The organism is Tardibacter chloracetimidivorans (genome assembly GCF_001890385.1).
GTDB classification, from domain to species: Bacteria; Pseudomonadota; Alphaproteobacteria; order Sphingomonadales; family Sphingomonadaceae; genus Tardibacter; species Tardibacter chloracetimidivorans.
In genome coordinates, this window is sequence record NZ_CP018221.1 from 511533 (window position 1) to 527684 (window position 16152).

16 protein-coding genes are annotated in these 16152 nt (G+C 64.0%); 6 read left to right on the forward strand and 10 right to left on the reverse strand.

Annotation, left to right across the window (positions count from 1 at the left end):
- Positions 1-42: 42 nt before the first annotated feature.
- The 4 genes from BSL82_RS02640 to BSL82_RS02655 all read right to left on the reverse strand — a co-directional run bounded on the left by BSL82_RS02640 (position 43) and on the right by BSL82_RS02655 (position 2534).
- On the reverse strand, positions 43-471 hold the full coding sequence (locus BSL82_RS02640) for an ExbD/TolR family protein (RefSeq protein ID WP_072595913.1): 429 nt from the start codon (positions 469-471) through the stop codon (positions 43-45).
- A 25-nt stretch (positions 472-496) separates the two neighbouring features.
- Positions 497-979 (reverse strand): ExbD/TolR family protein, encoded by a 483-nt coding sequence (locus BSL82_RS02645; protein WP_193408603.1) that lies wholly within the window; start codon positions 977-979, stop codon positions 497-499.
- A 110-nt stretch (positions 980-1089) separates the two neighbouring features.
- Positions 1090-1839, reverse strand: coding sequence for a MotA/TolQ/ExbB proton channel family protein (locus tag BSL82_RS02650; RefSeq protein WP_072595915.1), 750 nt, complete (start codon positions 1837-1839; stop codon positions 1090-1092).
- A 74-nt stretch (positions 1840-1913) separates the two neighbouring features.
- Entirely contained in the window at positions 1914-2534 is a 621-nt protein-coding gene (locus BSL82_RS02655) for an energy transducer TonB (protein WP_335743902.1), read from the reverse strand.
- Between the two features lie 279 nt (positions 2535-2813).
- Here BSL82_RS02655 and BSL82_RS02660 point away from each other — a divergent pair, with 279 nt between their 5' ends.
- A complete protein-coding gene (locus BSL82_RS02660; protein ID WP_158010633.1) occupies positions 2814-3665 on the forward strand; it encodes a hypothetical protein in 852 nt (283 codons plus the stop codon).
- Between the two features lie 6 nt (positions 3666-3671).
- Here BSL82_RS02660 and BSL82_RS02665 read toward each other — a convergent pair whose 3' ends face one another.
- On the reverse strand, positions 3672-4076 hold the full coding sequence (locus BSL82_RS02665; protein WP_072595917.1) for a dihydroneopterin aldolase: 405 nt from the start codon (positions 4074-4076) through the stop codon (positions 3672-3674).
- Between the two features lie 9 nt (positions 4077-4085).
- Positions 4086-4850: an SDR family NAD(P)-dependent oxidoreductase gene (locus BSL82_RS02670; protein WP_072595918.1), complete on the reverse strand. Its 765-nt coding sequence runs from the start codon at positions 4848-4850 to the stop codon at positions 4086-4088.
- 56 nt (positions 4851-4906) lie between these two features.
- On the opposite strand from BSL82_RS02670, the gene uvrC reads away from it, so the two are divergent.
- From uvrC to BSL82_RS02695, 5 genes are all read left to right on the forward strand, one after another.
- Entirely contained in the window at positions 4907-6823 is a 1917-nt protein-coding gene (uvrC, locus tag BSL82_RS02675; protein WP_193408604.1) for an excinuclease ABC subunit UvrC, read from the forward strand.
- 6 nt (positions 6824-6829) lie between these two features.
- Positions 6830-7561, forward strand: a complete 732-nt coding sequence (recO, locus tag BSL82_RS02680; RefSeq protein WP_072595920.1) for a DNA repair protein RecO — start codon at positions 6830-6832, stop codon at positions 7559-7561.
- 48 nt (positions 7562-7609) lie between these two features.
- On the forward strand, positions 7610-8635 hold the full coding sequence (gene welK / locus BSL82_RS02685; RefSeq protein ID WP_072595921.1) for a beta-1,4-glucuronosyltransferase WelK: 1026 nt from the start codon (positions 7610-7612) through the stop codon (positions 8633-8635).
- On the forward strand, positions 8632-10881 hold the full coding sequence (gene parC, locus BSL82_RS02690) for a DNA topoisomerase IV subunit A (protein ID WP_072595922.1): 2250 nt from the start codon (positions 8632-8634) through the stop codon (positions 10879-10881). Before welK ends, parC begins: the two co-directional genes overlap by 4 nt.
- A gap of 115 nt (positions 10882-10996) precedes the next feature.
- Positions 10997-12751, forward strand: coding sequence for a putative bifunctional diguanylate cyclase/phosphodiesterase (locus BSL82_RS02695; RefSeq protein WP_083579000.1), 1755 nt, complete (start codon positions 10997-10999; stop codon positions 12749-12751).
- Here BSL82_RS02695 and BSL82_RS02700 read toward each other — a convergent pair.
- From BSL82_RS02700 to BSL82_RS02715, 4 genes are read right to left on the reverse strand one after another with little or no spacing between them, the layout of a single operon-like run.
- Positions 12711-13958: a CCA tRNA nucleotidyltransferase gene (locus BSL82_RS02700; protein ID WP_072595923.1), complete on the reverse strand. Its 1248-nt coding sequence runs from the start codon at positions 13956-13958 to the stop codon at positions 12711-12713. The genes BSL82_RS02695 and BSL82_RS02700 overlap by 41 nt on opposite strands.
- Positions 13955-14554: a CoA pyrophosphatase gene (locus BSL82_RS02705; protein ID WP_072595924.1), complete on the reverse strand. Its 600-nt coding sequence runs from the start codon at positions 14552-14554 to the stop codon at positions 13955-13957. Before BSL82_RS02705 ends, BSL82_RS02700 begins: the two co-directional genes overlap by 4 nt.
- Positions 14551-15087, reverse strand: a complete 537-nt coding sequence (locus BSL82_RS02710; RefSeq protein WP_072595925.1) for a DUF1285 domain-containing protein — start codon at positions 15085-15087, stop codon at positions 14551-14553. The genes BSL82_RS02705 and BSL82_RS02710 overlap by 4 nt, the downstream gene beginning before the upstream one ends.
- Positions 15088-15144: 57 nt before the next feature.
- The gene (locus BSL82_RS02715; protein ID WP_226998599.1) at positions 15145-16101 is read right to left on the reverse strand and encodes a bile acid:sodium symporter family protein; all 957 of its coding nucleotides are present in this window, start codon (positions 16099-16101) and stop codon (positions 15145-15147) included.
- Positions 16102-16152 lie beyond the last annotated feature (51 nt).

Here is a 16152-nt window from a genome sequence, read left to right on the forward strand (position 1 = left end):
GCCCGACCGGACCCGCCTTTCTGCTGTCTCACTTCGCCAGGATCAATCGGCGTAATAACGCTCGTTGCCGACAAAGCCCATCTTGGTGACCTGGCTCTGCTTTGCGACCGCCAGCACCTGATCGACCAGCGCATAGCGCGCATTCGGATCGGGCTCGAGGTGCAGTTCAGGCTCAGGGTCCATCTGCGTGGTCTGGCGCAGATAGCTTTTCAGCGTCGCCGGGTCCACGGCCGTGCCGTTCCAGTAGATGGTGTTCGCCTGGTCGATCCGCACCACATTCTTGATCGGATCGATCGGCGGCGGATTGTCCTGGGGCGTGCTCTGCGGAAGGTCCAGCTTCACCGCGTGCGTCTGCACGGGAATGGTGATGATGAACATGATCAGGAGCACCAGCATCACGTCGATAAGCGGCGTGGTGTTGATGTCCATCATCGGTTCGTCGTCGCCACCCCCACCAACTGACATTGCCATAAAATAAACTCCTCAAGCGGGGGTGTTACAGACGAGCCGATCTGTAGCCGGCGGGCGGTTCGGAGATGAAGCCGACCTTCACGAACCCGGCGCGCTGCATGGTGTAGATCACACCGCCGATGCACCGGTAACTCGCATTCGCGTCGCCGCGGATATGCACCTCGGGCAGTTCCGTAACGCTACCGGTCATCGCTTCCTGGCGCTCGATTTCGGCCCGCAAGGCGCCGACGCCGCGATCCAGCAAGGTTTTCTTGTCAGGCACCCGCTGAACACCCCAGTAAGTCTCGCATTGCCCGTTCACTTCACGCACCGACAAAGCCACATTCTCCGGCTTCGTGGTGGTCGGCTCGTTCACGACCTGAGGCAGTTGCAGCGGCACCGTCTGGATAACGACGGGAACGGTAATCAGAAAGATGATGAGCAGAACCAACATGACGTCGACCAGCGGCGTCGTGTTGATGTCCGACATGGGGCGATCGTCTTCGCCATCACCTGAGCCAACACTCATGGCCATGGTTTCAGGTTCCTACTCTATACTTTTCGCCGGGGTATCCGGCATTCATATGGCCGGATACCAGGACGCGGCGACCAGCTTGGCTGCCGCGTCCATTCCGACAATCAGGCGCGCGGCGACGCAGTTGCCGTCGCGGCCGGCGTCTTGGGTGCTGCCGCTGCGGGCTTGCCGACGCTCACCGGACGAACCGCACCACCCGACATCATGTAACCATAAAGGTCGGACGAGAAGGCACCCAGCTGCTCGGCAATCGCCTTGTTGCGACGCATCACCCAGTTGTAGCCGAGCACCGCCGGAACGGCAACGGCGAGACCGAGAGCGGTCATGATGAGCGCCTCACCGACCGGACCGGCGACCGCGTCGATCGACGCCTGACCGGCGGAACCGATCTTGATGAGCGCGCGGTAGATGCCGACGACGGTGCCGAACAGGCCGATGAACGGCGCGGTCGAGCCCACGGTGGCGAGGAACGCCAGACCGGTCGACAGCTTGGAGTTGATCGAAGCCTGGCTGCGGGCCAGCGAGCTGTGCATCCACTCGTGCTGATCGATCGGATCGGTCAGCTTGCTGTGCTGTTCGGCGGCGACGAGGCCGTCGTCGACGATCTGGCGATAGGCGCTGTTCTTCTCGAGCTTTCCAGCGCCGTCCTTCAGGCTCGGCGCGCCCCAGAAGGTGCGGCGGGCCGCTTTGCCCTGATTGAAGATCTTCTGCTGCTCGAACACCTTCGTAAACATGATGTACCAGGACACCACGGACATGAAGACGAGGATGAGGAAGGTGGCCCATGCAATCGTGCCGCCCTGCTCAAGGGCCGCCATCAAGCCATAGGGATTCGAATTACCGGCGTGTTCCATTCTGATTACCTCTCAAATCACAAAATAAGAAAGCCGGCTGCCCGCTTCCTTCGGCGGGCAACCGGTCACATCCCTCAATCTGGTATTTGCCAGCGAATCCGGTCGTTATAGGTCGCCGGAATCGCATTGCCTTCCGTATCCTTCGCTGGCGTGAACCGGCCGCGGCGCGAATAGAGCCGGCAGGTGGCATCATCCAGAGTGGACGATCCGCTGGACTGGGTCACGGTGCAGGATTCGACCCGACCGTCCGCATTGACCTGGACCCGGATGCCCGTCGTTCCTTCTTCTCCGGCACGCTGTGCGGAGCCAGGATAGTCGTCAGTCGTGATCCATTCCGCGCGCCGGCCCCGGGGGCTGGGTGGAGAAGCCTGACTCGGCCGCTGCACTACAGGCGGAGGCGGCGGAGCGGAAATAACCGGCGGCCTGGGCACCGCAACCACCACGGGGGGCGGCGGAGCGGCGGTCTGCACAACAACTTCCGGCGGCGGCGCAACGGGCGGCGGCGCAGCTTCAGGCTCTGGCGGCGGAGGTGGGGGTTCCTCCTCCGGCGGCTTCGCCTCTTGGACGTCGAATGTCTCGAGCACGGTCGGCACTTGCTTGATGACGTTATAGGCCAGGCCGGTAACAAAGGCATAACCCAAAGCGGCATGAAGAAGCGCGACGATGCCAATCGACACGATTCGACGGGTGCTCATCTGCTGATCAGCGTAAGCCATTAACCCGCGACACTCCCTCCAAATCATGACGCTCGCTGGAGAGATTGACCCTCTCCATGCAAGCTGACGCCCGCTTGATCGGACACGTTAACAAATAGGCGTGAGCCTCCGAAGGCCGGTTCATTACCTTCAGCAAACACGCCGGGCAACCGCTTTATCTCATGTGTCGACGAACTTTGACAACATTGCCGCCGCACGAGAAGCTAGGAGCCTTCGTATCGAATCTACCGGACCGGTCAGGTGAGGGAAGTTGAAAATATGACAAGGTTGTTGGGCTGGTCAGCACTGTCCGCCGCCATTGCAGCGCTGGCGCTGCAGCCGCTGGAGCCCGCCCATGCGGCGAACAAAGCCTCTTCTTTACAAACGGTTAATGGCTATGCGGATCTGGCCGACCTGGCCCTGGGTGCCCCCATGGTGGTGGAAGCGGAGATCAGGAAAACCTACCGTATCAAGGCGAAGGAATCGCCCGGCATTCCGGCCGGACATGGCCGCTATCTGGTCACGGCGGAGGTCGTCCGGCTCATTTCGGGACGAGACGCCCTTCCCTCCCGCATCAATTATCTCGTCGACGTTCCGTTCGATTCGCGCGGCAAATTGCCGAAGCTAAAGAACGAACTGGCGCTGCTGTTCCTGAAACGGGGGCAGTCGCCCGGCCAAATGGTGCTTACCGGACCCCACAGCCAGATCGCCCGGACGGAGGAAGCCGCACGCACGATCCGCGCGATTCTGACCGAGGCCAACGCAAACCCCCGCAGGTTCAAGATCACCGACGTCGGGGACGCCTTTCATGTGCCCGGCACGATACCCGGCGAATCCGAAACCCAGATATTCCTACGCACATCCGATCAGCGCCCGGTCTCGCTTTCAGTGCTGCGCCGTCCGGGCGAAGCGCCCAAATGGTCGGTCTCGCTCGACGAGATGGTCGACGAATCGTCCGCACCGGCGGGACGCGACACGCTGCTCTGGTATCGGCTGGCCTGTTTCCTGCCGGGGCAATTGCCCCAATCGTCGGTCGAAAACGCCTCTCCAGACGAAGCCGAGGCGATCCGCGCCGACTATCGTTTCATTCTGGAACAGCTCGGTCCCTGTGCGCGCCAGATCAAACCGTGATCGCGCCTAGAAGGAAGCCAGTTCGACACCGACCGAGCGACAATCAGGATATACGTCGGGCTTGCGTGTCGAAACCTTGAGCGCAACCACGCCCTTGCGCGCGGCGACGATGCCATAGATCTCGCGGACCAGCGTTTCCTGCAGGTTGAATCGGCGCCCGTGGACCAGATCGATCACCGTCGAACGCAGAAAATCATAGTTCCACGCCCGTTCCACGTGGTCGCTGTCGGCAAAGCTCGCCTCATCGAGCCAGACCTCGATCGTCACCAGCAGCCGCTGAGGATTGCCGATCTCGAAATCGTGAAAACCGATGTCGAGCGGCAGCTCGAAATCCTCCAGCATCATGCGCCGCGTCTTCGGCTGGAGGCCAGGCGGCACAAGGCCGTGAAGGCGAGGCTGGAATTCCGTCATCGTTTTCCCCTACTCGCCATTCAGAAATTGCACATCGCGCTGCAGTCCGAGGAAGTGCTGGCCGCCATCAAGAACGATGCTCTGCCCGGTCAGGCCGGGCGAGGCTATGATATAGCGCAACGCGCCGACCAGGTCGCCTGGCGTAATGCCCCTGCCGAGCGCATTTCTTTCGTGCATCGCCTCGAAGTTTTCGGGCGACTGGGCGCCTGAGACCAACGTCACTGCAGGCGCGATACCGCATACCCTGATCTTCCGGGGCGCAAGCACGCGCGCACTGAGTTCGGCCAGTCCCGCCAGCGCCATCTTGCTGAGCGTGTATGTGAAGAAATCCGGGTTGGGAAAGGCGAGCTTCGCATCGGCGACATTCACGATCAACCCGCCGCGCCCCTCGGGAACCGCGCGGGCAAAAGCCTGCGTCAACAACGCGGGTGCGCGGGCGTTTACATCCATGTGCGCGGACCAGTCCGCCGCGCTGAAGCCATCCAGATCGTCATAGACGAAGCGGCTGGCGTTGTTGACGAGAAGTCCCGGCGGCGGCAGTCCGTCGAGCGCGGAAAATATCCGGTCGGCGCAGTCGGTGGCTGCAAGATCGGCCGACACCACGCGCGCGTTCGCCAGTTCCGCGGCAAGCGCTTCGGCCTCCTTGACGGACTTGCTGCAATGAATGAGCACATGCCAGCCGTCCTCCGCGAGCGCCCGCGTGAACGCCTCGCCGATGCGTCTTGCGCCGCCAGTCACGATCGCTGTCCGGGGGCTGCCGAATTCCGGTGTCATGTTTCGCGCGATAGACCCGGTTGAGCGCGCAGGCAACCGCGCTTACCTGTGTGATGATGTCCAGACCGCCGATAGACCGATTTTCCGAAGAACAGACCGCCCGCGTCGTCCGTGGCAGCGACGCGCCCGACATCGAGGCGGGCGTCTCGGCGATCCGGCAGGTACTGAAAACGCTGCCCACCCGGCCCGGTGTCTACCGGATGCAGGACGTGCGCGGCGACGTGCTTTACGTCGGCAAGGCGCGCGCGCTCAAGAACCGCGTCGCCAATTATGTCCAGATCGCCCGCCTGCCGAAGCGCCTGCAGCGCATGGTGGCGCAGACGCGCAGCCTGACGATCGTCACCACGAATACCGAGGCGGAGGCGCTGCTGCTGGAGGCGCAACTCATAAAGCGCTTCCGACCAGCCTATAATGTGCTGCTGCGGGACGATAAAAGCTTTCCTTTCATATTGCTACGCGACGATCATGCCTTCCCGAGGGTGATGAAGCATCGCGGCGCGCGGCGGCACAAGGGCAGCTATTTCGGTCCGTTCGCGAGCGCGGGGGCGGTGACGCAGACACTTAATGCATTACAAAAGATATTCCTTTTAAGATCATGTACTGACAGCTTTTTCTCTAACCGGTCGCGCCCGTGCCTGCTGCACCAGATAAAGCGCTGCTCGGCCCCCTGCGTCGGACGCATATCGCAGGACGATTATGCAGAGTTGGTCGCCGACGCCGAGGCGTTCCTGTCGGGGCGATCGTCCGCCGTTCAGAGAAAGCTGGGCGAAGCGATGGAGGCGGCCTCGGCCAATCTCGATTTCGAACTCGCCGCCGTCTATCGTGACCGGCTGAAAGCGCTGACCTATATCCAGGGCGCGCAGGCGGTGAACGCGGAAGGAACCGCCGACGCGGATGTTTTCGCGCTTGCGAGCAAGGGCGGCGCAATGAGCATCCAGGGCTTCTTCATTCGCGGCGGGCAGAACTGGGGCCACCGCAGCTTCTTTCCCTCCCACACAGCGGACGTGCCCGAAGACGAGGTGCTGACCAGCTTTCTTGCCCAATTCTATGAGGAAGTCCCCCCGCCCCGGCTGGTGCTGATCGACAGGGAGCCGGAAGAGCTGGAACTGCTGACCGAGGCGCTGTCGGAACGCGCTGGCCGCAGGGTGGCCATCCGACAGCCCGTACGCGGCCCGCAGCGGCGGTTGATGGATCAGGCGCGCCGCAACGCGCAGGAAGCGCTGGACCGGCACCTCGCCGAAACCACGACGCAGGGGCGGATATTGGGCGAACTGGCCGATCTGTTCGAGCTTGAGGCCCCGCCCCGCCGCATCGAGGTGTACGACAACAGCCATATACAGGGCACGAACGCGCTTGGCGCTATGATCGTCGCCGGGCCGGAAGGCTTCATCAAGAACGCCTATCGCAAGTTCAACATAAGGCGGGCGGAGACGACGCCGGGCGATGATTTCGCAATGATGCGCGAGATTCTGGAGCGCCGCTTCGGCCGGCTGGAGACCAGCGACCCGGACCGTCGATCCGGTGACTGGCCCGATCTGGTGCTGATCGACGGCGGACGGGGGCAGTTGAACGCAGTGTGCGAAACGCTGGAGGAAATGGGCGTTCACGACGTCGCCATCGTCGGAGTCGCCAAGGGTCCGGACCGGAACGCCGGACGCGAGGTGTTTCACCTGCCGGACGGGCGGGAACTGACGCTGCCGGTCAATTCGCCGGTGCTCTTCCACCTCCAGCGCCTGCGGGACGAGGCGCATCGCTTTGCGATCGGCGCCCATCGGCAGAAGCGCGCCAAGGCCATTGTCGCCAACCCGCTCGATGACGTTCCCGGTATCGGGCCGGCCCGCAGGCGTGCCCTGCTGATGCATTTCGGCACGGCCCGCGCGGTGCGCGAGGCGGCGCTGGAAGACCTGGAGAAGGCCCCCGGAATCTCCAGGACGATGGCGCGGGCGATCCACGACCATTTTCATGTACGATAGCCGATCATGCATCTGAACACGCAGGCCATCGTCTGCGCCGTGCTTGGGCATGGGGAACATGGCGCTATTGCACGGCTGATGACGCATGAGGCCGGGCTTCTCCCCGGCTATGTGCGCGGCGGCCGGTCCAGGCGGCTGCGGCCGGTGCTGCTCCCCGGCAACATGGTTCAGGCGGAATATCGCGCCCGCGTGCCGGAGCAGCTTGCCCAGCTTTCGGTCGAGCTGGTTCACAGCCGCGCGCCCCTGCTCGCCGAGAGGTTGCCCTCCACCGCGATCGACTGGTTGACGACGCTCACCGCCGCGACATTGCCCGAAGGCCAGCCCTATCCGGCCCTCTTCAATACGCTGGAAGCCGTGCTGTCTGCCGTGGAATCGGCCAACAGCGCGCGCGGTTGGGCTCCGTCGGTCATCCGCTATGAACTGCTGCTGCTGGCCCAGCTTGGCTTTGCGCTTGACCTGAGCCATTGCGCGGGCGGCGGCGACGCTGGTGACCTCGCCTATGTCAGCCCGAAAAGCTCGATCGCCGTCAGCCGCGCGATGGGCGCGCCCTATGCGGAACGGTTGCTGCCCCTGCCCGGTTTCCTGACGGGAGGCGACGCAGCGCCGGGATGGGAGCAGATCGCCGAGGGGTTTCGCCTGACCGGATATTTCCTGGCGCGCGACATATTGACCGGCAAGCTCGCCGACATATGCGAAACGCGCGAGCGGCTGATCGAGCGGCTTGCGCGGGCAGGCTGAGCAGATGCCGCCTTCCAAGCGCGGCTTCGGGCTGCTAACCGGAAGCCGATGACCGTACGAAAACGCCGCCCCCGCATCTGCCTTGCCGCCTCGGGGGGCGGACACGTCCGCCAGATACTGGACTTGAAGCCGTTCTGGCAGGAACATGACCATTATCTGGTGACCGAACCGACCGCGCTTGGCCACAGCCTTGCGACGGAATATCCGACACGCTTTGTCGACCATTTCGCCTTCGGTCAGGCGCGGATCGCGTCACGGGCGACGCTGGCTGCATCCGGGCTCCGTAATTTCTGGGCATCGCTGCGCCACACGCTTCGCGAACGGCCGGACGTGGTGATTTCCACCGGCGCGGGCTCCGCGCTCTTCACCGCCCTGTTGGGCCGTCTGACCGGCGCCCGGTTCGTGCTGATCGAATCCTTTGCGCGGGTGCGCGGCCCCTCGCTTTTCGGCCGGATGGCACACCGCTTCGCAACCAAGGTCATCGTCCAGTCGGAGGCGCTGAAGAGCAGATGGCCCCATGCCGAAGTCTGCGATCCGCTCAAGGTGCTGGGCGCTGGCAGGCCGGAGAAGGAGCCGCTCGTCTTTGTCACCGTGGGTACGGTGATGCCGTTCGACCGGCTGGTGAAGGGCGTCGAATCCCTCCAGAAGCAGGGTCTGCTGCCGGAGCGGGTGATCGCGCAGGTCGGCGACGGCGGCTATCGCGCCGAGGGTTGGGAAGTGCATGAGCGCCTGCCGTTCGACGAAGTCCGGGCAATATTGGACAAGGCGGACATCGTCTTCTGCCATGGCGGCACCGGCTCGCTCGTCACCGGCTGCCAGGCCGGATGCCGCGTGATCGCGATTCCCCGCGACCCGGAGCGCAACGAGCACTATGACAATCATCAGGAAGAGATTGTCACCGCCTTTGCCGAACGGGGGCTGATCCAGACCGTGCGCGAGACGGACGATCTTCCCGCCGCGCTTGCCGCCGGCCGCACGACGGAGCCGGTGCGCGCCACGACCGAGCCTGAAAAACTGATCTTCCGCCTGCGCCAGCTGATGGCCGAATGGTTTCCGGACAGCGAGAGCAAATGACCAACGACCTTGCCGACCCCTTTGACCGGATTGTCGAAAGCCCGTTCGACGAGGCGCTGTCGCAGCGCTATCTCGTCTATGCGCTTTCCACCATCACGGCACGCTCGCTTCCCGATGTGCGGGATGGGCTGAAGCCGGTCCACCGCCGCCTGTTATGGGCCATGCGCCTTTTGAAGCTGGACCCGGCCAGCGGATACAAGAAATGCGCCCGCGTGGTGGGCGACGTCATCGGCAAATATCATCCACATGGCGACCAGTCCGTCTATGACGCCATGGTCCGCCTCGCGCAGAGCTTTTCGCTTCGCTATCCGCTGGTCGACGGCCAGGGCAATTTCGGCAACATCGACGGCGATAACGCGGCCGCGATGCGCTATACCGAGGCACGGCTGACGGCCGCCGCCGGCGCGCTGATGGATGGGCTGGACGAAGGCACCGTTCCCTTCCGCCCCACCTATAACGGCGAGGATGAGGAGCCGGAGGTCTTTCCCGGCCTTTTCCCCAATCTGCTGGCCAATGGCGCAAGCGGGATCGCGGTGGGCATGGCGACGTCCATCCCGCCCCATAATGTCGCCGAGCTGATCGACGCCGCGATGATTCTCATCGGCAATCCGGAAGCCACTGTCGAGGAACTGATGGGACCGGTGCAGGGCCCGGATTTCCCGACCGGCGGAATCATCGTCGAAAGCCCACGCAGCATCCGCGAGGCCTATACGACCGGGCGCGGATCGATGCGCGTGCGGGCGCGCTGGCATGTCGAGGATCAGGGGCGCGGCACTTATGTGATCGTCGTCACCGAAATCCCCTATCAAGTGCAGAAATCGAAGCTGGTCGAACAGATCGCGGGGCTCATCAACGACAGGAAGCTGCCGATCCTCGCCGATGTGCGCGATGAAAGCGACGCAGAGCTTCGGCTGGTGCTGGAACCGCGCGCGCGGACGGTGGAAGCCGAAGTGCTGATGGAAAGCCTGTTCAAGCTGACCGAGCTGGAGACCCGCTTCGGCCTGAACCTGAACGTATTGGACAAGGACCGCACGCCGCGCGTGATGAGCCTTGCAGACGCGCTCAACGCCTATGTCGCGCATCAGATCGAGGTTCTGGTCCGCCGGTCGGAACACCGGCTGGCCAAGATCGAGGACCGGCTGGAGCTGCTCGCCGGTTATCTGATCGCCTATCTGAACCTGGACGAGGTGATCCGCATCATCCGCGAGGAGGATGAGCCGAAGGCCGTATTGATCAGGGCTTTCGAGCTTTCCGACCGGCAGGCGGAGGCCATTCTCAACATGCGGCTGCGCTCGCTGCGCAAGCTGGAGGAAATGGAGATCCGCCGCGAGGAAAAGGAGCTGAAGGCTGAACGCAAGGAGTTGAAGGCGCTGATCGCCTCGCCCGAACTTCAGCGCGCCAGGCTGCGCGACGATCTGACGAAGATGCGCGCGCTCTACGGCCCCGAGACGGAGCTGGGTAAACGGCGGACGAGCTTTGCCGAGGCCGGGCCTGCCCGCGAAATCCCGCTTGAGGCGATGATCGAGAAAGAGCCGATCACGGTTATCCTGTCCGCCAAGGGCTGGGTCCGGGCGATGAAGGGGCATATCGATCTTGGTTCGGCCGATGCGGTCAAGTTCAAGGAGGGCGACGGCCCGGCATTCGCCTTTCACGCGCAGACCACCGACAAGCTGCTGCTTGCGACCGACAGCGGCCGTTTCCACACGCTGGCTGCCGACAAGCTTCCCGGTGGCCGGGGATTCGGTGAGCCGGTGAGGCTGCTGGCCGACATAGAGACGGAAGCCCAGATCGTGAGTTTCGCGCCGTGGCGGGCGGGCGAACAGTTCATCCTCGCCGCATCGGACGGCCGTGGATTCATTGCAAAAAGCGACGATCTTCTCGCGGAAACGCGAAAGGGCCGACAAGTGGTGACGCCACGCTCCGGCGCGCGGCTGAAGGTGTCCCGGCCATTGCCCGCCGACGCCGATTATCTCGCCGTCGCCGGCGACAACCGCAAGCTCGTGATCTTCCCCCTGTCCGAAATCCCGGTGATGAGCCGGGGACAGGGGGTCATGCTTCAGCGCTATCGTGACGGCGGCCTCAGCGACGCCAAAGGGTTCCGGCTTGCGGACGGACTTTCATGGACCATGGGGGGCGAGACCGGACGCACCCGCACGGAGACCGATCTTCTGCCCTGGCGCGCCGCGCGCGGGGCCGCGGGACGCATGCCGCCCAACGGATTTCCGCGCGACAACCGCTTTGGATGACGTCATGGTGAAAAAACACCAAGCCCATTCAGGTGTTTACCAAAAGTTCACGAGACCCGCATAGGCAAAGAACACTGCTGTAAGTTTCAGCAGGGCCAGCTAGGGGTCTCGTACAATGGATCATCGGAAGGCAGCGCAAACGCCTGTCACTTCCGTGCGGGTCCGCGAAACCCTTCGCCATATCGCGCCCAGCCGCGTCGCGCTTCCGCTTGTGGCCGACCCCCAGATGATACTCAACGCCCTGCCCCTGGGCGTGGTGATCGCCCAGCCTGCGGCCGACGGCAGGTGGATCGTGGCGGCGTCCAACCAGCTGTTTGATCGCTGGTCCTCGCTGGAAGAGGCAAGTGCGCTCGGTTTGCCGCTGGAAATGATCGCCTTTCTTGAACAAGGCGATTTCCTGAAGCTCTTCACCCGCTTTGCCGAAGATGACGGAAGCCAAGTCGCGGACTATCGCTGGTCTGTCGATGAATCGCCGCGCGCCCGCCATTTCGCGATCCGCTTCGTTCGCATGGCCGACCGGGGTCGCATCCAGATCACCCTGCGCGACTGCACCACCGAAGTGGAAACCGAGCATGGCCTGCGCAACGAGATGCTGCGCGACGCGCTGACCGGCCTTCCCAATCGAATCGCCTTTTCCGAAAGGCTCGACGGGCCTGAGGCGGACGGGCAGGCGATGCTGGAAACCGCGATACTTGTGGCGGATCTCGACCGTTTCTCCCGCATCAACGACAGCCTCGGTCATCTGGCCGGCGACGAGCTGCTTGCGACCATCGCCCGCCGTCTGTTGTCGGCCATGCGCGAAGGCGATGTGCTTGCCCGTATCGGCGGCGATGTGTTCGGCGTCATCGTGCGCCTGACCGATGGTCCCGGCGACGCGCTGAACGTCGCCAGCCTTATCCAGGAAGCGCTCTCCCATCCATTCCGTGTCAACGGACGCGAACTGATCGTCCGCGCCACAATCGGCATCGCGACGCCTCATGCGGACGGCGTCAGCAGCGAGGAACTGATCGGCAACGCCGAATTCGCCGTCACCCGTGCAAAGCGTCAGGGGCGGCGGGTGGAAATCTATCATCCGGCGGACGCCACGGCCGCGCGGCGACGCTTCACGCTTGAGACCGAATTGCGGCAGGCGATCGAGCGGGACGAACTGACCCTCTCCTACCAGCCGATGATCGAACTGAAGACCGGGCGCATCCGCGCGGTGGAGGCGCTGGCGCGGTGGAACCACCCCGAACGCGGTCCGATCTCCCCTTCGGAGTTCATTCCGCTGGCCGAGGAAACCGGCCTTATCCTCCCGCTGGGTCGCTGGGCGCTGAACACAGCCTGCCAGCAGCTGGCCGAATGGCACCGCACCATCAGCGCTGCCAGCCGAATCCAGATGAGCGTCAACGTATCGGGCATTCAGCTTGCGCGCGACGATGTGGTGGAAGCGGTGCGCGAGGCGCTGGCCGGCTCCGGCCTGCCGGGCGAGCATCTCAAGATCGAGCTGACGGAAAGCGCGATCATCGACAATCCGGAACGCACGAAGCGTGTGCTCGAAGCCCTGAAGGGCCTTGATGCGCAGATCGCGATGGACGATTTCGGCACGGGCTATTCCTCGCTCGCCTATCTTCAGCGGCTTCCGATCGATGTCCTGAAGGTGGACCACAGCTTCGTGAAGGGCATGCTTGAGGAAGAGGACAGCTTCGAGATCGTGAACGCGATCATCTCCCTTGCGCGGTCGCTGATGATGGATACCGTGGCCGAGGGGATCGAGCGGCCCGAACAGGCCGCCCGCTTGCGTACCATGGGCTGCGTCTATGGCCAGGGCTATCTCTATGCCCGCCCGCTCAGTGCCGCGGATTTCCCTGCGTATCTGGAGAATTGCTAGGCTTTTCGGCCGCCGACTGGCCCAGGCGCTTCGCGACGATCGCTTCGATGGCCGAGGATCTCGGCGGAAAGCCCGCCGTCACCCAGTCATCCTCTATCGCCTTCAGAAGCGCGCTCACCTGCGGTCCTTTCTCCACGCCGCGCGCCACCAAATCGCCGCCCGTCACAGCCAGCCTCGGGCGTTCCCAGCCTTGTAGCTTTTGAACCGAAGCGGGCGGAGCGCCAGCCAGCAACAGGCGATCCACCGCTTCCTCCAGACCCAGCCGATAGGCGAGCACCGCCGGTTCGCTGGCCACCTCAGCAGACGTCCTGCCTGCGGCCGTCACCAGTCGCTTGCGTTCGGCGTTGGACAATCTCAACCTGCGCGCCACGTCCGCCGCAAGTTCAGGATCGGGCGGGAACAGGGCCGCCAGCCTTCTTATCGATGAGGCGGCCTGCCCCGCCTTCCGCTCCGCCTCGACCGTCGCCGCCAGCCGCGCAACCGATCCCGGGCCGATTTCAGGGAGAACGGGGCTGAAGATACCATGATCCACCATCAGCCGCACGGTGGGCGCAGGGTCTGTCACGGCGAGAAGCTTCAGCAGTTCTTCCCGGATGCGTTCGCGCGACAGCGCCATCAGGTCGTTCGCGCGGTCAGCGCATGCGGCAAGGCCTTCCGGATCGGGCAGGCCCTCGCCGAACCGCGCGTGGAAGCGAAAGAAGCGCAGGATGCGCAGATGATCCTCGGCGATCCGCTCCAACGGCGACCCGATGAACCTCACATGGTGCCGCCGCAGATCTTCAAGGCCGCCGAAATAATCAAAGATTTCCCCGGTGACCGGATTTGCCGACAAGGCGTTGAAAGTGAAGTCCCGTCGCGCCGCATCCTCGCGCCAGTCATCGGTAAACGCCACGGTCGCCCGCCGCCCGTCGGTCGAGACATCGCGGCGCAGCGTCGTCACCTCCATCACGAAATCGGGTGCGACGGCGGTGATCGTGCCGTGATCGATGCCCGTCGGCACCGCCTTCAGACCCGCCGCCTCCAGCCGTTCGACCACCTCCCCCGGCTGGAGGCGGGTGGCGAGGTCCACGTCCGATACCTGCAGCCCGATCAATGCGTCGCGCACCGCGCCGCCGACGACACGCGACGTTCCGGCCGCCACATCCAGCGCAGCCATGATCGCCCCGGCTCCGGGCAGCGCCTGCCAGGCTTGCGGCGGCAGCTTCATCGGTCGTAGGCCAGCCGTCTGCCAAGATTGACGATCATCCCCGCAGTCGCCCCCCAGATACGTTCACCGTCCCACCCGATCTCGTAATAATGGCGATCCTGGCCCTGCCACTCCACCGCCTGCTCGATATGGTTGGCCGGTTCAAGCATCACATCAAGCGGCACTTCGAACACCCGCGCTACCTCGGCCGCATGGGGAACAAGCTCCAGCCCCGGCGGCACCACACCTACAACCGGGGTCACATGGAAACCGGTTACCGTCTGATAGGGTTCGAGCACCCCGATCACATCGACTTTTCCGGGAGGCAACCCGACCTCCTCATCCGCCTCGCGAAGGGCGGCCGCAACGATGCCGCTGTCCTCCGGGTCGACGCGACCGCCGGGGAAAGCCACCTGCCCGGCATGCCGCCTGAGCGTGTCGGTGCGCCGCGTCAGAATGAGCGTGGGCCTGGGGTGCTCGACAATGGCCATCAGCACCGCCGCAGCGACGATCCGCCCGCCCGTTGGCAGGCTGTCGGGAAAATCTCCCGCCAGAAGCTCGGCCGGCTGGGGATGGGGCATCTGAAGCACATGCCTGATCTGCTGGATAAGGCTCACATCGCCCCCAGCGGAAAGAAAACGCCACCGCTCCACAGGCCGGGCGGATCGCCCTCCTCTTCCAGCGCCCATGCGACAAGCTCGTAATAAGGCGCGCGGGCGACCAGCGCATCCAGCCCGGCCCGCACATGGACATAGGGCCTCGGCCCCGCCTCGCCGTCCTCGATCCGGAGCGCATTTTCCGGCCCGGCGATCACCGCGTCACCGGTGTTGAGGCGAAAGCCGAGGCGGCGGTCCCTCCCCTCCCTCTCGCTTTCGACGGCAACCGCCACGAACGGCGCGTCCTCCACCAGAATGTCGAGCTTTTCGACCGGAGTGACAAGCACATAGCCGCCATCCGCCTCACGCCGGAGAATGCGGGAGAACAGGCGCACCATCTCCGGGCGGCGGATTGGCGTGCCCTGGTGAAACCATGTGCCGTCGGCCGCAATCCGCATTTCGCTGTCGCCGCAATGGGGCGGGTTCCACTTGTCCACGGGAGGCAGCCTGGTGTCCCCAATCTGCCGGAGCAGGGCCGCGAGCCCTTGATTCATATTGTCAGTCACAGGGCATAGTTAGGCATTCGCCTCGGTTGGTGCCAGTTCTGTTGATCAGCGCCGTGCCCAGCGCTGGGCAAGCCATGCACATATCACGAGCTGTATTTGGTGAAAGATCATGAGCGGCAGCACCACCGGCCCTACCATGCTTCCGGCGAAAAGCAGCTTCGCCATCGGAATGCCGGTCGCCAGGCTTTTCTTGGAGCCGCAGAAGACGATCGCGATCCTGTCCTCGCGGGAAAAGCCCAGCATGCGCCCGATACCACCGCTTGTGAGCATCACCAGGGCCAGAAGCAGCACCGAAAGCATCGCCAAGCGCAGAATGTCAGACACCGGCAGCACCTGCCACAGGCCTTCGTTCGTCGCCTCGGAAAAGGCGACGTAAACTGCGAGGATAATCGTCGCGCGGTCGGTGAACGAGGTGATCCGCCGGGTTTTCTCCACCCAGTCCGCAAGCCAGCGCCGCAGGATCTGCCCCAGCACGAATGGCGCGAGCAGCAGAAGCGCAATGCGGCCGACGCCCGCCAGCGATACCGAAGCCCCCGTCGCCTCCGACAACAGCATGACGATGAACGGCGTCAGCACGATGCCGAGCAGGTTCGACGCGGCCGCCGCGACCACCGCGCCCGCGACATTGCCGCGCGCCATGGAGGTAAAGGCGATCGACGACTGGACGGTGGAGGGAAGCGCGGCAAGGAACAGCATGCCCGCCCAGAGCGGCTGGGCGACAAAGCCCGGCATCAGCATCTGAAGCAGAACGACGAAAACCGGAAAAGCGAGGAAAGTCACGCCAAGGATGACGAGATGCAGCCGCCAATGGCCCAGCCCCTGCAACACCGCCGCCCTCGGCAGCCGCAACCCGTGCAGGAGGAACAGGAGCGCGATGGCCGTCACGGCCAGCCCGTCCACAAGCTGGAACGCAGCGCCACGCGCCGGGACCAGCGCCGCCAGAACGACAGTCCCCATCAGCAGCAGAATGAACGGGTCGAAACCCGGAAAGAAACGTCGCACTTGCGGTATCGCCCCCTGTAACGCGACCGCATTAGCCGATGATGTCGCCTA